Source organism: Oceanobacillus caeni (assembly GCF_042678465.1).
In the GTDB taxonomy this organism is placed as follows: Bacteria; Bacillota; Bacilli; order Bacillales; family Amphibacillaceae; genus Oceanobacillus; species Oceanobacillus caeni.
This window is the reverse complement of the sequence record NZ_JBHTKV010000018.1, coordinates 39657-59693: the sequence shown is the minus strand read 5'-3', so window position 1 is coordinate 59693 and position 20037 is coordinate 39657. Positions and strand designations below refer to the sequence as shown.

General features: G+C 42.9%; 22 protein-coding genes. 21 read left to right on the top strand and 1 reads right to left on the bottom strand.

Annotated features, from left to right (window positions below; translation table 11 throughout):
* Positions 1–156: 156 nt before the first annotated feature.
* Positions 157–933, bottom strand: a complete 777-nt coding sequence (gene fabI, locus ACFQ18_RS12960; protein WP_047184425.1) for an enoyl-ACP reductase FabI — start codon at positions 931–933, stop codon at positions 157–159.
* A gap of 334 nt (positions 934–1267) precedes the next feature.
* Here fabI and ACFQ18_RS12955 point away from each other — a divergent pair, with 334 nt between their 5' ends.
* The 21 genes from ACFQ18_RS12955 (at position 1268) to ACFQ18_RS12855 (ending at position 20028) form a co-directional block, all read left to right on the top strand.
* Positions 1268–3010 carry an IS1634 family transposase gene (locus ACFQ18_RS12955; protein ID WP_204798841.1) on the top strand — a complete coding sequence of 581 codons (1743 nt, stop codon included), beginning with the start codon at positions 1268–1270 and terminating at the stop codon, positions 3008–3010.
* Positions 3011–3119: 109 nt separating this feature from the next.
* Positions 3120–5279: a DNA cytosine methyltransferase gene (locus ACFQ18_RS12950; RefSeq protein ID WP_204798481.1), complete on the top strand. Its 2160-nt coding sequence runs from the start codon at positions 3120–3122 to the stop codon at positions 5277–5279.
* A 94-nt stretch (positions 5280–5373) separates the two neighbouring features.
* Complete coding sequence (locus tag ACFQ18_RS12945; protein ID WP_379566510.1) at positions 5374–6072, top strand: virulence protein; 699 nt, start codon at positions 5374–5376, stop codon at positions 6070–6072.
* Complete coding sequence (locus ACFQ18_RS12940; RefSeq protein ID WP_027625337.1) at positions 6069–6296, top strand: DUF4314 domain-containing protein; 228 nt, start codon at positions 6069–6071, stop codon at positions 6294–6296. The genes ACFQ18_RS12945 and ACFQ18_RS12940 overlap by 4 nt, the downstream gene beginning before the upstream one ends.
* A gap of 23 nt (positions 6297–6319) precedes the next feature.
* Complete coding sequence (locus ACFQ18_RS12935) at positions 6320–6508, top strand: DUF5049 domain-containing protein (protein WP_015926203.1); 189 nt, start codon at positions 6320–6322, stop codon at positions 6506–6508.
* A gap of 89 nt (positions 6509–6597) precedes the next feature.
* Positions 6598–8202 carry a terminase large subunit gene (locus ACFQ18_RS12930; protein WP_204798479.1) on the top strand — a complete coding sequence of 535 codons (1605 nt, stop codon included), beginning with the start codon at positions 6598–6600 and terminating at the stop codon, positions 8200–8202.
* 51 nt (positions 8203–8253) lie between these two features.
* Positions 8254–9498, top strand: a complete 1245-nt coding sequence (locus ACFQ18_RS12925) for a phage portal protein (protein WP_015926201.1) — start codon at positions 8254–8256, stop codon at positions 9496–9498.
* Positions 9499–10188: a head maturation protease, ClpP-related gene (locus tag ACFQ18_RS12920; RefSeq protein WP_035197489.1), complete on the top strand. Its 690-nt coding sequence runs from the start codon at positions 9499–9501 to the stop codon at positions 10186–10188.
* A 19-nt stretch (positions 10189–10207) separates the two neighbouring features.
* A complete protein-coding gene (locus tag ACFQ18_RS12915; RefSeq protein WP_204798478.1) occupies positions 10208–11401 on the top strand; it encodes a phage major capsid protein in 1194 nt (397 codons plus the stop codon).
* A 12-nt stretch (positions 11402–11413) separates the two neighbouring features.
* Entirely contained in the window at positions 11414–11626 is a 213-nt protein-coding gene (locus ACFQ18_RS12910; RefSeq protein WP_000121277.1) for a head fiber protein, read from the top strand.
* A gap of 26 nt (positions 11627–11652) precedes the next feature.
* Positions 11653–11973 carry a head-tail connector protein gene (locus ACFQ18_RS12905; RefSeq protein WP_063442158.1) on the top strand — a complete coding sequence of 107 codons (321 nt, stop codon included), beginning with the start codon at positions 11653–11655 and terminating at the stop codon, positions 11971–11973.
* A 1-nt stretch (position 11974) separates the two neighbouring features.
* Entirely contained in the window at positions 11975–12310 is a 336-nt protein-coding gene (locus ACFQ18_RS12900; RefSeq protein WP_019155112.1) for a head-tail adaptor protein, read from the top strand.
* 5 nt (positions 12311–12315) lie between these two features.
* The gene (locus ACFQ18_RS12895) at positions 12316–12747 is read left to right on the top strand and encodes an HK97-gp10 family putative phage morphogenesis protein (protein WP_204798477.1); all 432 of its coding nucleotides are present in this window, start codon (positions 12316–12318) and stop codon (positions 12745–12747) included.
* On the top strand, positions 12744–13085 hold the full coding sequence (locus ACFQ18_RS12890; RefSeq protein ID WP_019155110.1) for a hypothetical protein: 342 nt from the start codon (positions 12744–12746) through the stop codon (positions 13083–13085). Before ACFQ18_RS12895 ends, ACFQ18_RS12890 begins: the two co-directional genes overlap by 4 nt.
* A 3-nt stretch (positions 13086–13088) precedes the next feature.
* A complete protein-coding gene (locus ACFQ18_RS12885) occupies positions 13089–13679 on the top strand; it encodes a major tail protein (protein ID WP_018664396.1) in 591 nt (196 codons plus the stop codon).
* Between the two features lie 11 nt (positions 13680–13690).
* Positions 13691–14077, top strand: a complete 387-nt coding sequence (locus tag ACFQ18_RS12880) for a hypothetical protein (RefSeq protein WP_019155108.1) — start codon at positions 13691–13693, stop codon at positions 14075–14077.
* 202 nt (positions 14078–14279) lie between these two features.
* Positions 14280–16199, top strand: a complete 1920-nt coding sequence (locus tag ACFQ18_RS12875; RefSeq protein WP_379566504.1) for a phage tail protein — start codon at positions 14280–14282, stop codon at positions 16197–16199.
* The gene (locus ACFQ18_RS12870; RefSeq protein ID WP_379566502.1) at positions 16190–16702 is read left to right on the top strand and encodes a phage tail protein; all 513 of its coding nucleotides are present in this window, start codon (positions 16190–16192) and stop codon (positions 16700–16702) included. The genes ACFQ18_RS12875 and ACFQ18_RS12870 overlap by 10 nt, the downstream gene beginning before the upstream one ends.
* Complete coding sequence (locus tag ACFQ18_RS12865; RefSeq protein WP_379566500.1) at positions 16692–17567, top strand: phage tail family protein; 876 nt, start codon at positions 16692–16694, stop codon at positions 17565–17567. The genes ACFQ18_RS12870 and ACFQ18_RS12865 overlap by 11 nt, the downstream gene beginning before the upstream one ends.
* Before the next feature lie 2 nt (positions 17568–17569).
* On the top strand, positions 17570–19507 hold the full coding sequence (locus tag ACFQ18_RS12860; RefSeq protein WP_204798476.1) for a siphovirus ReqiPepy6 Gp37-like family protein: 1938 nt from the start codon (positions 17570–17572) through the stop codon (positions 19505–19507).
* A 17-nt stretch (positions 19508–19524) separates the two neighbouring features.
* On the top strand, positions 19525–20028 hold the full coding sequence (locus tag ACFQ18_RS12855) for a hypothetical protein (RefSeq protein ID WP_018664403.1): 504 nt from the start codon (positions 19525–19527) through the stop codon (positions 20026–20028).
* Positions 20029–20037 lie beyond the last annotated feature (9 nt).

Genomic DNA, 20037 nt, shown 5'->3' with positions numbered 1-20037 from the left:
TGAGATAGAATAAAAATTTGAAAGTGTGTAATAAGTTAACATTAAACTTGTCACACACTTTCGTTTTTTCCTAAATCATTAGAACGCAACTTTTTAATTTTCTATGCAAAAAACTCTGAAAGTAGAAAATTAATCTTCAAGTTTTCTAAAAGAAAATTACCCACCGATGATATGGAACCCAGAGTCAACGTGTAGTACTTCACCTGTTATTCCTCTAGATAGGTCACTAACGAAGAATAATGTTGCATCACCTACTTGATCTTGGTCTACCCCACGGCGTAAAGGTGCTTTTTCTTCTAAAAGATGAGTTTTTTCATTAAATCCAGATACTCCTTTTGCAGAAAGAGTACGAATTGGCCCAGCAGAAATAGCATTTACACGAATACCATATTTTCCAACGTCTTCTGCCAAGTAACGCACACTTGCTTCCAGTGATGCTTTAGCAACTCCCATGACGTTGTAATTTGGAATGACTCTTTCTGCTCCCAAATAGGTTTGAGTAACAATACTCCCGCCCTCTGTCATTATTTCCTTAGCAGCTTTCGTAACTGCAACTAATGAATAGGCACTTATCTCTTGAGCAAGAAGAAATCCATCTCGTGAAGTGTCAGCATATTCCCCCTGTAGTTCTTCACGGTTTGCAAAAGCTACGGAATGAATTAATCCATGAATTACACCAATTTCATCTTTAATTTTGGCAAATGCCTCATTAATACTCTCGTCACTGGCAACATCACAAGATACAATTAATTTAGGCTCAATTTCGTGTTTCTCTAACAGTTTTACTAACTTTTTATAAGAACGTTCCTGTCTATTCGTAAATATTAGATTTGCACCAGCTTGGTGTAAAGATTTGGTAATTCCCCAAGCGATGCTTCTTTCGTTTGCAACGCCCATTACAACAATGTTTTTTCCTTCTAATAACCCTGACATGGTTAACCCTCCATAATTATCTTTTTGTCCATTATAACCTAATAAGCTGATAGAAATAAAATATTTAATAATAGATATTATTACTTACTACTAAATGGAGGGTTAATAACAATAATCTATAAAAAAGTTTAAAATAACTATTTACAAATTATGTGGAACTATGTATAATAAAATTCGTCAGTCTTTGACTCGGGAGTTTGACACCTAAATAATAATTAAATGCCCCCAAAGCCTGCAATGGCTTTATTTTTTTGTCAATTTTTCATGATAATTATTGAGTACTATTTAGTACTAATGTATAATAAGGGTATATTATGGGCATTGGGGGATTTCTGTGCGCATTAAAAAAAGTGTATCTAAGAATTCTGTCTCCTATTCGGTTATTGAAAACGTGAGAGATATCAATGGAAAATCAACAACCAAAGTTATCGAGGCTTTAGGAAACGAACAACAAATTCGCGAAAAACACCCAGGGGTTGATCCGGAAGAATGGGCTCGGGCATACGCAAAAAAATTAACAGAGGATGCGAAGAAAAAATCGGAAACAATCATTATCAAGCATGACCCAAACAGATCTATACCTAAGGGGAAAAAACGGTCTTTTAACGTCGGCTACCTTTTTATTAAATCCATTTATCATCAATTGAAATTGGATGTCATTTGTAAAAATATATCAGACAAGCACCATTTTACATACGATCTAAACAAGATTCTGGCTCTATTAATTTATATGCGAATTCTTCATCCTACATCAAAAAAAGGGACGCTGGAACGGGCAGATGAGCTATTGGAGTCCCATGCGACAGAAAAACAGCACATGTACCGTGCATTAGATATCCTAGCCGAGGAATCCGATGTCATTGAGCGGGCGGTATACAATAACAGCATGGCTATCGTTGAACGAAAGACAGAGCTCCTTTACTACGACTGCACAAATTTTTACTTTGAGATCGAAGAAGCCATCGGCCTGAAACAATATGGGTTATCCAAAGAAAATCGACCCAACCCTATCGTGCAAATGGGACTCTTCATGGATGGCAGCGGGCTTCCCCTCGCTTTTTCTATTCATCCTGGGAATCAAAACGAACAACCCACATTAAAGCCTTTAGAGAAACGAATCTTAAAAGATTTTGAGCTGTCCAAATTTGTAGTCTGTACAGATGCTGGACTTTCTTCGCATGAAAACCGACTGTACAACTCGATGGGTGACCGTGCTTTTGTAACCACGCAATCGATTAAGAAATTAAAAAAGCATTTGAAGGATTGGGCGCTAGATTCTTCTGGATGGCAGGTCGCTGATGCCAAGCAAGTGACCACTGACAAGAAGAAAAAGCGATGGATTGATCTGGATGATCTCAAACTTGAAACCGATACACAAGTGTATTACAAGGAACGCTGGATCAATGAAAATGGATTGGAACAGAAACTGATCGTTACCTTTTCACCGAAACATAAGCGTTATCAAGCAGCCATTCGGGAAAAACAAATTGAGCGTGCCCAAAAGAAGGTGAACAACCCTTCCCAGATCGAAAAGAAACGCGCAAATACCCCGGATCGTTTTATCCAATCCACCCATGTCACAAAGGACGGTGAAATTGCTGAAAAAAGCAGTCACACCATCAATGTTGCAAAGATTGATGAAGAAGCGAAATATGATGGCTTTTATGGGGTTTGTACAAATTTAGAAAGTACGCCTGAGGAGATTGTGAAAATCAATCGCAGACGTTGGGAAATTGAAGAGACCTTTCAAATTCTGAAAAGTGAAATGCGAACACGACCCGTTTTCCTCCAAAAAGATGAACGAATCAAGGCACATTTTCTAGTATGTTTTCTTTCGTTATTGAGCTACCGACTGATCGAGAAGAAAATTGACGAATCGGCTACTTGTTGTGAAATCATTCAAACGTTACGGGATATGAAGGTGCTGGAATATACAAACGAAGGTTATGTCCCCACCTACACCAGAACAGATGTAACCGACAAACTTCATGATGTTTTCGGTTTCCGAACAGATACGGAAATAGTGACCATTCAAAAGATGAAAAAAATTTTGAAACAAGTTAAAAAGCAGAAATAGTACTCACTTTTAAAGACCAAAAAAACCACAGAAACGCCCATTACAAAGGCATTTCTGTGGTTTTCGCTGTCAAACATGAGATATTGTGACCTGCCGGAGGTGAATGAGGATGAGTAAATTGACACTTGGTTCCCTCTTTGATGGCAGTGGTGGTTTTCCTTTAGGTAGTTTGCTTTGTGGCATCGAACCGTTATGGGCATCTGAAATTGAGCCGTTTCCTATACGGGTTACGACTAAACGCATCCCTCAGATGAAGCATTATGGAGATATAAACAAATTAAATGGTGCGGAGCTTCCGCCTGTAGATATCATAACCTTTGGCTCTCCCTGCACGGATATGAGTGTGGCGGGTAAAAGAGCCGGTCTGGACGGAGAGCAATCCGTCCTTTTTTATGAAGCAATCCGAATTATTAAAGAAATGAGGTGTAAGACCAATGGACAATATCCAAGATACGCAGTCTGGGAAAATGTCCCCGGCGCATTCTCGTCAAATAAAGGAGAGGACTTCAGGGCAGTCCTCGAAACGGTCATCGGTGTCAAAGAACCGAACACCTCGGTGCCTTTTCCTGAAAAAAGACGATGGCCTTACGCAGACATCTATATGGGAGACGGATGGAGTGTGGCTTACCGAACTATCGATGCGCAATATTTCGGAGTCCCCCAACGTCGTCGTAGAATCTACCTTGTCGCAGATTTTGCAGACAGATGTGCCGGAGAAATACTATTTGAGTCCGAAGGCATGCCAAGGAATTTTACGCCGAGCGGCAGCCCGTGGCAAAGAACTGCCGACAATGCTAAAAAATGCACTGGAAAAACAGGCGATAGCATAACTTGCCTAAATGACCAAGGCGGAAGAGTGATGTCTGTTTCGAAGGATATTACTGCAACACTTCGAGCAGAGGAACATGGACACCAGCCTTGCGTAATGCAGTCAAGCGGATTTTGTACTGAACACAGTGCCAAGAGCAGAAGTGTAGGATATGAGGAAGAACGCTCCCCTACACTTAGAGCAGGCGTTGTCCCGGGTACAGTCATGTCCTTTGAACCTGGTGCGGCTTCTCGCATTGGGGGACATACTGACGAAAACTTAAGTGGATCACTTCGTGCAAACATGGGAGATAATCAAACAGCTGTTGTAATAGAAAACCATCCAACCGATAGCCGTGTGAAACTCTCGGAGGATAATAAAGTACAGACGCTAACCTCTCGGATGGGAACTGGTGGCGGGAATGTACCCCTTATTATGAACACTCCTAAAACGTTAAAAATCCGCTCTGGCTGTGAAGGCGGTGGTAAGGGTGCATTGATACAAGATGATAAGTCTGCAACTCTTGGATGCAATAATGATCAAACCGTTTTTGTGCCTACCGCATATGGCATATGTTCTGATAAAAGCAATTCCATGCAGTCAAGCAATCCACATAGCGGTATATATGAAGCGGATACTTCTCGAACTATTGATGCCAATGGAGGAAATCCGGGGTGTAATCAAGGTGGTATTGCAGTAGTTGCTCTGCAAGGCTCGATGATTGGAAGAGAGGATAAAAATGGTCCCAAAGGAAGCGGTATAGATGAAGAGGTCTCTTTTACGCTTAATACCGCTGATCGCCATGCTGTTGCCTATGCCATGACTACCGGAGCCTATGCACAGGTTGAAGAAGATAAAGCACCAACGTTATTGTCGAGAGATTATAAGGATGCTCCTGTTGTGACTCAGCCTTCTTACGGTATTGATCGGGCGGCTTTTAATCAAGGAAAGAACGCTCTATATAAACCGACTATAGATGAAGAACAGCAACCTACGCTCACAGCTAAAGGTCCTGGAGCAGTGGCGCAACCAGCTTCGTTTTATCCTCAGATGAAAGCTGAAAGTCAATGCTACAGACAGGATGGTACATCAAATACGATTATCAATGGCACCAATCCAGGTTATCAAAATGGCTTGGTTGAACCGGACTATATTGTTCGAAGGCTTACACCAACGGAATGTGCAAGATTGCAAGGCTTCCCCGATGATTGGTGTGTTGACCTTGGTACGGAAAATCCTATAGAAGATGAAATTTCATTCTGGACGGAGGTTTGGGAAACTCACCGCAAAATTATAGGTAAAAGCAAAAAGCCAAAAACAAGAAATCAGATTATAAAATGGCTTAACAATCCTCATTCCGATTCAGCTGAATACAAAATGTGGGGTAATGGTGTAGCACTTCCATGCGTTTGTTTTGTGCTGACTGGCATTGTGTTATCTACACAAAATACCGCCGATTAATGGAACAGTATTTTCTACAGAAAGATGCTCTAAATGACTTGATATTAACAGCTTTTAGAGTGATATATGTACGTACCGAAAGTAGAAAGGCGGTATGAAAATGCAGATTAACTATAATGTTACAGGACCAAAAAGAAAAGCACTGGTTAACGCAATCAGCCAAGAACTAAATGCCCCTGTAAAATATCTCGGGGCACCTACATTTGCATATGAGGTGGCAGACTACAATGTTAACAAAAACGGGGTACTTAGCGGACCAGATAATAAGGAACTGGTCGATGATCTATTGGGACTTCACGACTTCAAAGCAATTTCAGAAGAATTTGACACACCATCTCCGAAAGTAGAAACCAATGAAACTGAAGAATCTATCAATCTGATAATTCAAATGCCAAGGGCGGATTTTACCGACACAGCAATCGAGAACCTAAAAGGATTAGTAGAAAGTAAAGCTACTCTTATAAAGAAAGCACTTGATACGGACTCCATTCCCATCATTGAAGATGAGGAATATGTCGCCTTCCCTTGGTTTCAAGGTGAGTGCTCCTCAGAAGAGGTTAAGGCATACACCCATTTTGTCACGGCACTTTGCGAAATGGCGAAAAAACAGACCCGTGTCAACACCACCGAGAAATCAGTAGAAAATGAAAAGTATGCTTTCCGTTGCTTCCTGCTAAGGCTTGGTTTTATCGGCCCAGAATATAAGATGGAACGAAAGATTCTTCTCTCCAAGCTGTCAGGTAGCTCCGCTTTCAAAAGCGGAACGGCAAAGCAGGAGGTGAGTGAACAATGAATATCATTCACCCAGAAATGTTAAAGCAACTTAGAGGCTATTACACTCCAGGGACACGTGTCATGCTACTTAAAATGAACGACCCCTATACCAAACTTCAGCCTGGAGCGAAAGGTACGGTCACTAGTGTTGATGACATAGGAACGATTCACGTCAGTTGGGATTCTGGTGGTTCCCTTGGAGTGGCCTTTGGTGAGGATTTATGCAAGAGAATCGAAGAGTAAACATGAATCGGAGGAGGTAATAAATGAATGAGATAATCAAAGAACAAATCCTTTCCATCCGAGAAAGTGGAGTCACAAATATGTTTGATGCAAACCGAGTTCAGTATGAAGCAAATGAACGAGGGTTTTATGAATTGGTAGTCTATTTAATAGACCATAAAACGGAATATGCTCATTTCATACTGACGGGGGAAGTGGATGAAAAGAAGTAAATAAAATTTAACTAGGATAAGGAGAAGGGCTTCATCTATAGGATTGAGGCTCTTTTCTTTTGTCCTTTTTCATAAAAGGGGCGGTGTTTATGCGGAAACTGAAGAAATATAAGCCGACCGCCTTTATAGCTGATGGGTCATATTACGATAAGGATGCTGCTGATTACGCTGTAGCTTTTATCGAAGCACTCTCCCATACGAAAGGTTTATGGGCAGGTAAGCCTTTTGAACTTATCGATTGGCAGGAGCAAATAATCCGTGATTTATTCGGAATTTTAAAGCCAGATGGATATCGGCAGTTTAATACTGCTTATGTAGAAATACCTAAAAAGATGGGAAAAAGCGAGCTTGCCGCAGCAATTGCACTTCTCCTCACTTGCGGTGATGGGGAGGAACGGGCGGAGGTGTACGGTTGTGCCGCCGACCGCCAGCAGGCATCAATTGTATTTGAAGTAGCAGCCGATATGGTACGGATGTGTCCGGCACTAAATAAACGTGTAAAGTTGCTGGCTTCGACTAAACGATTGGTGTACCTGCCAACCAACAGCTTCTATCAGGTATTGTCGGCTGAAGCCTACTCTAAACACGGCTTCAATATACATGGTGTTGTTTTTGATGAACTTCATACTCAGCCAAACCGGAAATTATTTGACGTTATGACGAAAGGATCTGGGGATGCGAGAACCCAACCACTCTATTTTCTTATCACCACTGCGGGAACGGATACCCAGAGTATCTGCTACGAAACACACCAGAAAGCGGTTGATATTATTGAGGGAAGAAAATACGACCCCACTTTTTATCCCGTAATCTACGGAGCCAAAGAAGAGGATGATTGGACAGACCCAAAAGTGTGGAAAAAGGCAAATCCAAGCTTGGGAATTACAGTGGGGATTGACAAGGTAAGAGCTGCTTGTGAAAGTGCAAAGCAGAACCCAGCTGAGGAGAACAGCTTCCGGCAATTGCGCTTAAATCAGTGGGTTAAACAATCTGTCCGATGGATGCCAATGGCAAAGTGGGATGCCTGTGCATTTCCAGTTATACCAGAAAGTCTCGAAGGACGGGTGTGTTATGGAGGTCTTGACTTATCTTCTACAACAGATATTACAGCCTTTGTACTAGTTTTCCCACCGGAGGATGAAACAGATAAATACATTGTTCTTCCGTATTTTTGGATGCCAGAAGACAACATTGACCTCCGAGTTCGAAGAGACCATGTACAATACGATCTTTGGGAGAAACAGGGATATATTCTAACCACTGAAGGCAATGTAGTGCATTACGGCTACATTGAGCGGTTTATTGAAGAACTTGGAGAAAAGTATAACATTCGAGAGATTGCTTTTGACCGATGGGGTGCTGTTCAAATGGTTCAGAACCTTGAAGGAGCAGGCTTTACTGTCGTTCCATTCGGTCAAGGCTTTAAAGATATGTCACCACCAACCAAAGAACTGATGAAATTGACATTAGAAGAAAGAATAGCGCACGGTGGGCATCCAGTGCTTCGATGGATGATGGACAACATTTTTATAAAAACTGATCCGGCAGGCAACGTGAAACCGGATAAGGAAAAAAGCACAGAAAAGATAGATGGCGCAGTTGCGACTATTATGGCGCTCGACCGTGCAATCCGTCGTGGCTCAGGTAATAGTGGAGATTCGGTATATGACGATAGAGGTTTGATTATCTTTTAAACCTTAATGGTTGACACAATATTGTTAGTTTTTTATTCGGAGGTGAAGCCTATGAATCTAATAAAAGGACTGTTTCGGTCAAGGGACAAACCGCAAAACCGTGTAGGTAGTGCATTTTCCTTCCTGTTTGGTGGTACGTCATCTGGCAAAACAGTGAACGAGCGTACTGCAATGCAGGCAACAGCAGTGTATGCCTGCGTAAGGATACTAGCTGAAGCGATTGCAGGACTGCCACTTCATGTATATAGATATCGTTCTGATGGAGGTAAAGAAAAGATTCCTTTCCACCCGCTGTATTACCTTCTTCATGATGAACCAAATCCAGAGATGACTTCATTCGTGTTTCGAGAAACACTGATGAGTCATCTTTTGCTTTGGGGAAATGCCTATGCACAGGTGGTCAGAAACGGTCGTGGGCAGGCAGTTGCACTTTATCCCCTACTCCCCAACAAGATGGAAGTTAGCCGAGCAACAAACGGAGAGCTTGTCTATACCTATTACCGTGATACGGACGAAAGTGGTCTTAATCCAAAAGGTGGCTATGTCACACTCCGTAAAGATGAAGTCCTTCACATTCCTGGCTTAGGTTTTGACGGACTCATTGGTTATAGCCCTATCGCCATGGCGAAAAATGCAATCGGTATGTCACTTGCTACTGAAGAGTACGGTGCGGCATTCTTTGCCAATGGTGCTAATCCCGGAGGTGTTCTGGAACACCCAGGAGTAATCAAAGATATACAGAGGGTCAAAGATAGTTGGAATAGTGCCTACCAAGGCACAGGCAACGCTCACAAAATTGCTGTGTTGGAAGAAGGCATGAAGTTTCAAGCCATTGGTATCCCGCCGGAACAGGCGCAATTTCTTGAAACAAGGAAATTTCAAATTAATGAGATTGCGAGGATTTTCCGAGTACCGCCTCATATGGTGGGTGATCTTGAGAAGTCTAGTTTCTCCAATATTGAGCAGCAGTCTTTGGAGTTTGTAAAATACACACTCGATCCGTGGGTGGTGCGATGGGAACAAAGTCTCCAGCAATCGCTTATTTTGCCTTCTGAGAAAACTTCACTGTTTATCAAGTTCAATTTGGACGGTCTGCTTCGTGGTGATTACCAAAGTCGTATGAATGGCTACGCTACAGGTCGACAAAACGGCTGGATGTCAGCCAACGATATCCGTGAACTGGAGGATATGAACCGAATACCGGCTGAGGAAGGTGGCGATTTATATCTGGTTAACGGAAATATGACAAAACTGGCTGACGCAGGCGCGTTTGCCAAAACCGAAGGAGGTCAGTAAATGAGGAAGTTCTGGAACTGGGTGCGAGATTCTGATGAAGAACGTACCCTCAATTTAAATGGAGTGATATCCGAAGAAACCTGGTGGGGAGATGAGGTCACACCTAAGATTTTTAAAGATGAATTGCTGGCAGGCACCGGCGACATTACGGTGTGGATTAATTCCCCTGGCGGTGATGTGTTCGCGGCAGCTCAGATTTATAACATGCTGATGGAGTATACCGGAAAAGTCACTGTAAAGATTGATGGGCTTGCGGCAAGTGCGGCATCCGTTATTGCAATGGCTGGTGGAGATGTGTATATGTCCCCGGTTTCCATGCTTATGATTCATAACCCTTCAACTATTGCAATCGGTGACAGTGAGGAAATGCTGCGAGCAAAGGCTCTATTAGATGAGGTTAAGGAAAGCATTATTAATGCCTATGAGTTAAAGACAGGTCTTTCCCGAACAAAGCTCTCCCATCTTATGGACGCAGAATCATGGATGAATGCAAATAAAGCCATTGAACTTGGTTTTGCAGACAAGATCATGTTCATGGAAAGTGAAACACCGGATTTGACGGATAGTCTTATCTTTAGCAGGATGGCGGTTACTAACTCGCTTATCAGCAAACTGCCAAAACAACCAAAACAGAAAACAGGTACACCCATTGAGTCGCTGGATAAGCGGCTTTCTTTAATTTTGCACTAACTTAAAGGAGGAAATAACGATGAGTAAAATTCTTGAATTGCGTGAGAAACGCGCTAAAGCATGGGATGCAGCAAAGGCATTCCTTGATTCAAAACGTGGCGGTGATGGACTGTTATCCGCCGAGGACACGACAACCTATGAAAAAATGGAAGCCGATGTGGTGGCACTTGGTAAGGAAATCGAACGTTTGGAACGCCAAGCATCTATCGACTTAGAACTGTCAAAAGCAACCAGTAACCCAATTACGAACGAACCTACTAGAACTGGAGAGGAAAAGACCGGACGCGCAAGTGCTGAATATAAAAAAGCTTTCTGGAATGCAATGCGTGACAATGTCAGCTATGAAGTAAGGAACGCTCTAAAGATTGGCACTGATTCAGAAGGTGGATTCCTTGTACCAGATGAGTTTGAGCGTAATCTAGTAGAAGCCCTAGAGGAAGAAAATATTTTCCGTAGGTTAGCCAATGTCATCACAACATCTTCTGGCGACCGCAAGATTCCTGTTGTTGCAAGCAAAGGCACTGCAAGCTGGATCGATGAAGAAGGAGCCATTCCAGAAAGTGATGACAGCTTCGGTCAAGTATCGATTGGTGCTTATAAACTAGCAACGATGATTAAAGTCTCTGAGGAACTGCTAAATGATTCCGTGTTTAATCTCGAAAGCTACATCACGAGAGAATTCGCACGTCGTATTGGTAACAAGGAGGAGGAAGCCTTCTTTGCAGGTGACGGAACAGGTAAGCCAACAGGCATTCTTAATGCGACAGGAGGCGGCCAAGTTGGTGTTACTGCAGCAAGTGCCACTGCCATCACTTTGGATGAGGTTTTAGATTTATTCTACAGTTTGAAAGCACCTTATCGTAATAAGGCAGTATTCGTAATGAACGATGCCACTATAAAAGCTATCCGTAAATTAAAAGACGGTAATGGCCAGTACCTATGGCAACCTTCCATCCAAGCGGGAACACCTGATACTATTCTTAACCGTCCGCTGTACACCTCATCCTATGTACCTACTATTGAAGCAGGTGCAAAGACTGTGGTATTCGGTGATTTTAGTTATTACTGGGTGGCAGACCGTCAAGGACGAGTATTCAAACGATTAAATGAACTCTTTGCTGTCACAGGTCAAGTAGGATTTATTGCGACTCAACGAGTTGATGGAAAGCTTATCTTACCGGAGGCCGTTAAGGTACTCCAACAGAAAGCCTAACGGAGGTGCTTTATGAGTTATAACACGAAGAATTATACCGAACAAGGCGGAGAAAAAACTGTCATCGGAGGTGTTTTAGAAATTAAAGAAGGGGCCTCGGTTATGGGGCTTCCTGTTGCTGAAAACCAGGCAGACAGCACCGCCACCGATGTTGCTGGTCTAGTTACGGACTTTAATGCCCTGCTTGCCAAACTAAAAGCAGCTGGGCTTATGGAGGCTGACTAAGGTGGAATGTAAAGGAGGTTGGTGGTATGGCAGTGGCAGATAATCTCTTGCCTAAAGTTAAAGCGAACTTAATTTTAGCACATGATCAGGATGATGCCCTCCTTATTGGATTTATCACTGCTGCAGTCTCCTATGCACAGAGCTATCAGCACGTTCCTGAAAACCATTATGAAACACATGCTATGCCTCCAACAACAGAACAAGCAGTGATCATGTTGTCGAGTCATTTCTATGAAAGTAGAGATGGCTCGACGGCAGGTTTCTTTGCTGATAGCGTACAGGCGGGACAACAAGTATGGAATACAGTGAACTTGCTTTTACGACTTGATCGAGAGTGGGGTGTTTAGTGTGAGCTTTGGGAAGATGAACACCTTTATCGATATCATTTGCACGATACCCACAAAGGATAAGGAAGGCTTCGCCACAAAAGATGACAACATACTCGCAAGTGTACTTGCTTACAAGGAAGATCGGCATGGCAGTGAGCGATGGACGAATATGGCATCATTTTCATCTGCAACTTCCCTATTCAGGTTTAGAAAAATCTTCGGACTTAAGGTGACCAATGAAATGGTTATCGTCTGCGATGATGGCAGATATCAAATTTTAAGTGTTGAGGATGTAAGAAATCGAGGTATGTATGTCGAGGTTTTAGCCGAAAAGCTAGAACCAACTGTGAGGTGATGGATATGGCAAAAGTGAATATAAAGATGCCAGAAGAATTCCTTTTAAAGGTATCCCGATTAGCTGACCAGACCGATGTGATTCTTCCTAAGGTTTTGGAAGTTGGCGGTGAAGTGGTGCTGGATAAAGTCAAGGGAAATCTAAGTAAGGTGGTAGGCAATGGCACGAATTATCCATCCAAAAGCACTGGCGAGTTGCTATCTTCATTAGGACTCTCGAGTGCAAAGCAGGATAGAAATGGTAACTTCAATGTAAAAGTTGGCTTTGCTGAGCCGCGATCTGATGGTGAGAGCAATGCTAAACTTGCCAGCATCATTGAATATGGCAAACATGGTCAGCCTGCAAAACCCTTCCTAAAGCCTGCGAGGAATTCATCTAGGAAACCTTGCATCAACGCAATGGTCGCCAAGCTGGAGGAGGAGATTGAGAAGATATGAATATTTTAGAGGAATTGAATACCCTTGTTTCCACTATACCGCTCCCCGTGGAAACTGGGGTTTTTTCGGGTTTGGCACCAGATGAGTATGTCGTGATTCTCCCTCTTTCGGATATTTTTGAAGTTCATGCGGATAACCGTCCAGGCTTTGATGTGCAGGAAGCGAGGATATCACTGTTCTCAAAAAATAACTACCTAGAGCGGAAAAGACAGCTCACAACTGCTTTAATAAATGCAGATTTTACTTTGACCGAACGAAGATATATCGGTCACGAGGATGATACTGGATATCATCATTACGCCATCGATGTGGCGAAAAACTATAGATTGGAGGATTAACACATGGCAACGATTGGTCTTGATAGACTGTACTATTCAAAAATAACCGAGGACGCTAACGGTGAGGAAACTTATGCCCAACCTTCCGTACTTGCAAAAGCCATCACTGCTGAACTCTCGGTAGAACTGGTGGAAGCAATTCTGTATGCTGACGATGGTGCGGCTGAGGTTGTGAAAGACTTTAACAGTGGTACTCTCACTCTCGGTGTTGACGACATTGGTCCGACAGTTGCAGCGGATTTAACTGGTGCTTCTACAGATGACAACGGAGTATTAATCTCAGCCAGTGAAAATGTGGGTACACCAGTTGCAGTAGGGTTTCGTGCACAAAGGGCTAATGGAACATACCGCTATTTTTGGCTGTATCGCGTTAAGTTTGGACTACCAGCTACCAACTTACAGACAAAGGCTGATTCCATTACCTTTTCTACACCCACCATCGAAGGAACCGTTATGCGTAGGAATAAGCTGGATGGATTGGGCAAGCACCCATGGAAAGCGGAAGTTACAGAAGGTGATCCTGGTGTTTCATCGACCACCATAACAGGCTGGTTCACTGAAGTCTATGAACCTGTATATACACCTGAACCATAGGAGGGGAAATCATGGATAATGATAGAAGTGCCTCAATCAACATAGGTGACAAAGAGTATGAACTGGTTTTAACTACACGTGCAACAAAGGCCATTGCCGGTCGTTACGGTGGTCTTGAAAACCTTGGAGAAAAACTGATGAAATCAGAAAACTTCGAGATGGCACTGGACGAGATTGTTTGGCTAATCACGCTGCTTGCAAACCAGTCCATTTTGATTCGTAATCTTAAGAATAAGAACGCACCAGAAGAATTGCTTACAGAGGAAGAAGTGGAGCTTCTTACTTCACCGCTTGACTTAGCGGCATATAAAACTGCAATTACCGAGGCAATGTTCAAAGGTACAAAGAGAAATGTAGAAAGTGAGGAGGAAACTCCAAAAAACGTGGAAGTCGGGTAACGGACGCTGAGGTCTTTACCCGGCTTCTTTATTATGGAACAGTCCAGATGGGCATGGAGGCAGAGGAATTCTGGCTTCTGCCAATTGGACTGTTTTTTGATTTATGGGCTTGCCATAAGCAGTGGCATGGCATTGAAAAGCCAAAGAAAACTCAGACCATTGACGATATTATCCCACTAGGCATATAGGAGGAGGTGAAGGTATGGCGGATAATTTTGGATTAAAAATAGGTGTCGAGGGTGAGCGAGAATTTAAGAAGGCACTCTCCGAAATCAATCAATCATTTAAGGTACTAGGTAGTGAAATGGCCCTTGTAACCAGTCAATTTGATAAAAACGATAAATCCATTCAATCGATCACGGCTCGAAATGCCGTTTTAAATAAAGAAATTGACGCACAGAAAGAAAAGATTTCTACCCTTAAGGCTGCCCTTGATAATGCCTCCTCCTCTTTCGGTGAAAATGACCGTCGTACCCAAAACTGGCAGATACAATTAAATAGGGCTCAGGCAGAACTGAACCTTATGGAACGTGAACTTGAGGAGTCTACAATTGAAGCGGATAATCTCGGTGAAGAGTTAGAGGATTCCGGTAAAAGTGCAGAGGATGCTGGTGGCAGGTTTGAAAAGCTTGGCGGTGTACTCAAGGGAATTGGTGTGGCGATGGGTGCGGTTGCCGTTGCCGCTGGAGCCGCGGCTATTAAGTTAGGTAAAGAGGTAGTTACTCAGTTTGGAGAATTAGAACAAAACCTAGGTGGATCGGAGGCGGTTTTTGGAGCATATGCTGCATCGATTCAGAAAACTGGTGAGGAAGCCTATAAAAATCTAGGTGTTTCCCAAAGTGAGTACCTTGCAACTGCCAACAAAATGGGCGCGTTATTCCAAGGTTCTGGTATACAGCAACAGAGAAGTCTTGAGCTAACTGAAAAGGCTATGCAACGTGCGGCAGACATGGCATCTGTTATGGGTATTGATATGTCCTCGGCATTGGAGGCAGTCACTGGGGCGGCAAAGGGTAACTTTGATATGATGGATAACTTAGGTGTTGCGATGAACGCTACAAACATCGAAGCCTATGCTCTCGCAAAGGGTCTGGATTTCACTTGGAATACTGCAACACAAGCGGAAAAAGCCGAAGTCGCAATGCAAATGTTCTTTGAGAACACAGAGCAGTATGCAGGTAACTTTGCAAAAGAATCATCCGAGACAATCTCTGGTTCTATTGGGTTACTACAGGCCGCACTTGGTTCATTTACAGCTGGACTCGGTAATGCCAATGCTGATATGACGAATCTGACTGAGAATCTTGTTGATGCTTTCGAGGCGGTTGTCACTAATATTGTACCGGTTTTAGAAAATATCGTAGCCGCCTTGCCAACAGCGACAGGCGCAATATTAGCGGCGGTTGCAGAATTGCTACCAATGCTTCTTGAATTAGTTACAAATATATTCACGCAAGTACTGGAAACAATGTTAAATCTTTTACCGGAACTTATCCCAGCTGCAGTAAGTGCTCTAATGACGATTGTCGGTGCATTAATTGATAACCTTCCACTGCTAATAAATGCAGCAATTGAATTAGTAACAGCACTTGTGGAGGGAATCGGCATAGCGTTACCACAACTCATCCCTGCGGCAGTTTCTGCAGTTATGCAGATTGTCCAAGGATTGATGGATAACCTACCACTCATTTTGGATGCCGCTTTGCAGTTGATTTTAGGATTAGCACAGGGATTGGTAGATGCCATACCCCAGCTTACTTCTGCATTGCCTGTCATCATCAAAGCAATAGTGGATTTTATCATTAAATCTATTCCGCAGATTATTGAAGCGGGTATTCAATTATTGTCCTCACTGGTTACAGCTTTGCCTACCATTATTACAGCAGTTGTGGAAGCAATTCCGCAAATTATCGACAGTATCATCAATGCTGTTATTGGCTCGATTCCTTTGATTATTGATGCAGGTATCCGGCTTCTAGTTTCACTCATTCAGGCATTGCCGCAGATTATTACTACTGTTGTAGGTGCTATTCCCAAGATTGTTAGCTCGCTGGTCAATGCCGTTATTGGTAACATCGATAAGATTATCTTAGCGCGGGTGTACAACTGTTTGTGGCATTGATTGCAAACCTACCAAGGATAATCGTGGAGATTGTTAAAGCAGTACCGCAGATTATCTCTGGACTGATCAAAGCCTTTACTGGCTATATCGGTCAAATGGCTCAAGTGGGTGGCAATCTGATTAAAGGTCTATGGCAAGGTATTTCAGACGCAGGGGCATGGCTATGGAGTAAAATATCTGGATTTTTCGGAAATGTTGTTTCAAGGATTAAAGACTTCTTCGGTATCCGCTCTCCTTCAACCCTATTTGCTGGAATTGGCCGCAACATGGGTGAAGGTATCGGTGTAGGTTTTGAGGATGCAATGACAGCAGTTTCAAGGGATATGCAAAATGCAGTGCCAACCAGCTTTGACTTTAATTACAGAGGTGTATCTGGGCAAGGCAATGCCACTGGTGCAAGTATCACTCAAAACATTTCTGTAGTGACACCTAAGGCTCTATCAGAAAAAGAACTAGCACGGGAGTTTAAGAACCTATCCCGTAAACTGGCACTTGAATTGTAAAGGAGGTACGGCAATGGAACTAACATATACCAATAGAGATGGAGAGAGTATTACGCTAAAGCAAAGCCGACCGTACTTTCTTACGAAGATAGATGGTACTGGCAACATCCGTCAAACTGTTAACACTTTCAAGGCGCCAGACCAAGATGGCGCTTTTTATATTTCCTCCACACTAGATATGCGAAACATAACGATTGAAGGTACGGTTGTTGCTGATACTCCCGATGAAGCTTATAAAAGGAGACAACACTTCCTTCAAATATTCAGCCCAAAGCTACTAGGAACCCTTCAATACCGTGAGAGACAGATTTCCTGTGTGGTAGAGGAAGCAGGTTTTAGTGTTTCTAATCGGCAACGAATACCAAACTTCTTTGTCAGTCTGCTCTGCCCATCCCCTTTCTTTGAGACATTAAATGAGGTGCGAGAGGAACTGGCATCATGGATACCGCTATTTGAGTTTGAATTGGAAATTCCAATGACTGGGATGGAGTTCGGAATGCGTCAACCTAGCCAAATCATTACGGTGGAAAATATAGGGGATGTATCTTGTGGATGCGAGATAGTGTTTAGGGCCTTAGGTACTGTGTCGAACCCTGAACTATTAAACATAGACACGGGAGAATATATCCGACTTCTCACTACAATGAGCGCTGGGGATGAACTTCGTGTATATACCCATTTCGCTGGTAAGCGTGTGATCCAAGTTGATGGTTCAACGGTTACAAATGCTTTTTCACTGTTGGATACCAATTCGGTGTTCTTTCAACTGGCGGCAGGCCTTAATACACTGAGATACGATGCTTCTGTCAATATGGAATTGTTAGAGGTTAGTATTTACTTTCGTCCGCAGTTTCTGGGGGTGTGAAAATGGAACTGTATATCTACAATTCAAACCGGGAGCTTGCAGGCATTGTTGAATCCTTTGAGTACTTACGCTGGACGAGACGCTATTCCCAGTGTGGCTCATTTGAGTTAAAGGCGATAGCAACTCCAGAGAATACAGAACTCTTAAAGGAAGGGAATATCATCTGGAAAAATGATGATGAGGAAGCCGGGATCATTGAGCATCTGGAACTTTCTCAAACCGAGCATGAAATTATTACTGCAAGTGGTCGTTTTGCAACTTCCTTCCTCTCCCGCCGCATTGTTTGGCAAACGGAGAAACTGTCTGGTGACATATCTGTCTGTGTGGAGCAGTTGATAAATAATAATCTTATCAATCCTTCTGATACAGCAAGGAAGATTTCAAACATAACCTTTTCTGCTCCAAACTTAAATGTTCCCATCAGCACACAAATATCGTATAGAAATTTGATGGATGCGGTGACAGGACTATGTGTTGCTTCAGATATTGGCATTAAGACCGTGTTCTCTCCTGCGACAGGGGGATTTACCATATCGTTGTATAGAGGAAAGGAATCACAAGCAGTATTTTCTAAGGAATATGAAAATCTTACTGAACAGATTTATACGATAAGTGCAGGAGATTATGCCAACACTGCCCTTGTTGCTGGTGAAGGAGAAGGCACAGAGCGAACCTTTATTTCGATTACAGGTGGCTCAGGTGAGACAAGACATGAAATTTTTGTGGATGCTAAGGATTTGCGGGCGGAAGACTTTGGTTCGGATTACATTGATACACTAATCTTTCGAGGTCAAAGTAAGCTTAGTGAGCAGGCCATACGATATTCATTTGATACATCTATCAATCCACACGGCAATTTAACATATAAGATAGACTTCGATCTTGGGCAGACCGTCAAAGTTATTTCCAAAGCATGGGGTGTATCCATGACGACACGTATCACCGAAGTCGAGGAAACCTATGACGCAGACGGCCAGAGCATCAGTGTAGTGTTTGGAAAAGCGGAGTTAACGATAGCACAAAAAATCCGCTCTGACTTAAGCGAGGTTAAAACAGCGATATTTGCTCCAACGGGCATATCCGAAATTGCACAGGCTATAGGGACCGTGGAGGAAACGTTGGGAATTGTGGAGGAAACCTTAGGTGACTTGACTGAGGTAGATTCAGAGATTCAAGGAGACAGCGTAGCATCTACTATCAATAATCTGTATGGTAAACTACCAGCACTCGAAATCAATGTGGGCGGAGGTACTATATCCATTGGACAATATGCGTTGTACCATATGAACTCTGGGGATGCCTTTTATTTCACCTCATGGAGTGGCAATAAGTTTAGTGACCAGCCAAGTGATGACGGTCATGTCTTTTTGGTAAAGCATAACGGGGATAACACGGGGAATGGCTATCAGCGGGCAATGGGTTTCTTTATTTCTCGTAATACCATGACATTTTATGTGATTTCTGTTTTCGTATTTAACAACCCTTCTGGTCAAGCAAACTGGCTTAATATCAATAACGAACCTGTAACTACTGCAAGGATTGCCAATGGAGCAGTCACTGGCTTGAAAATTACAGACCGTACAATTACAGCCGCTAAACTGGCTTCTTCCTTTAGCGACTACTCAACTACAGAACAAAACACAGGGCGGCTATGGATAGATGGCAAGACGATTTATCGTAAAGAGATAAATCTCGGTTCGCTTACGGATACAACACCAAAACATGTACCTCATGGTATAGCAAACCTCAGCACTGTTGTCAGTTTAACCGGTTTTGTCACGAATGGGAGTGTTTTCTTGCCACTGCCCCTTGCTCGTTACAACAACTTTGCATCTCAAATCGGACTCTTCGTGAATATGACCGACATTGTAGTCGAACCAGGCAATGATAGAACTGCATATACAGGCTATGTAGTTATAGAGTACACAAAAACCGTTTAGTAAGGAGGGAATAGTTTATGGAGAAAAGTGGATTTTTCAACTCATCTGATGGAGATAGAATCTATGACGCAACAGATTTCGCTGCATATTTTGGAAGCCTTGTCTCGAATGGTGTATTTTATTCTACACCAACAAACCTTCTGGTGTCTCCAGGGATTGGGTTGGTAGTGAGCATAGCAGCGGGCAGTGCGTGGATTAATGGTTATCGATATGAAAATACGGATGTTTTAAACAAACCACTTTCTACAGCAGACGGAAGCAATCCTCGCATAGACCGGGTTGTGGTTCGCTTAAGTCAAATTACGAGGAGCATTCAGCTTGCCATTGTCACGGGTACTCCCGCAGCAACACCCATAGCTCCAGAGTTGACAAGAACAAGCGATGTCTATGAACTTGGCATCGCTGATGTTTTAGTACCTTCGGCTGCCACATCGATTTCAGCAAATAACATTATAGATACCCGATTGAATACTAGCCTTTGTGGGCTGGTAAACTCGCTAGTTTCGGCTGTTTATGAATAGGAGGAGGTG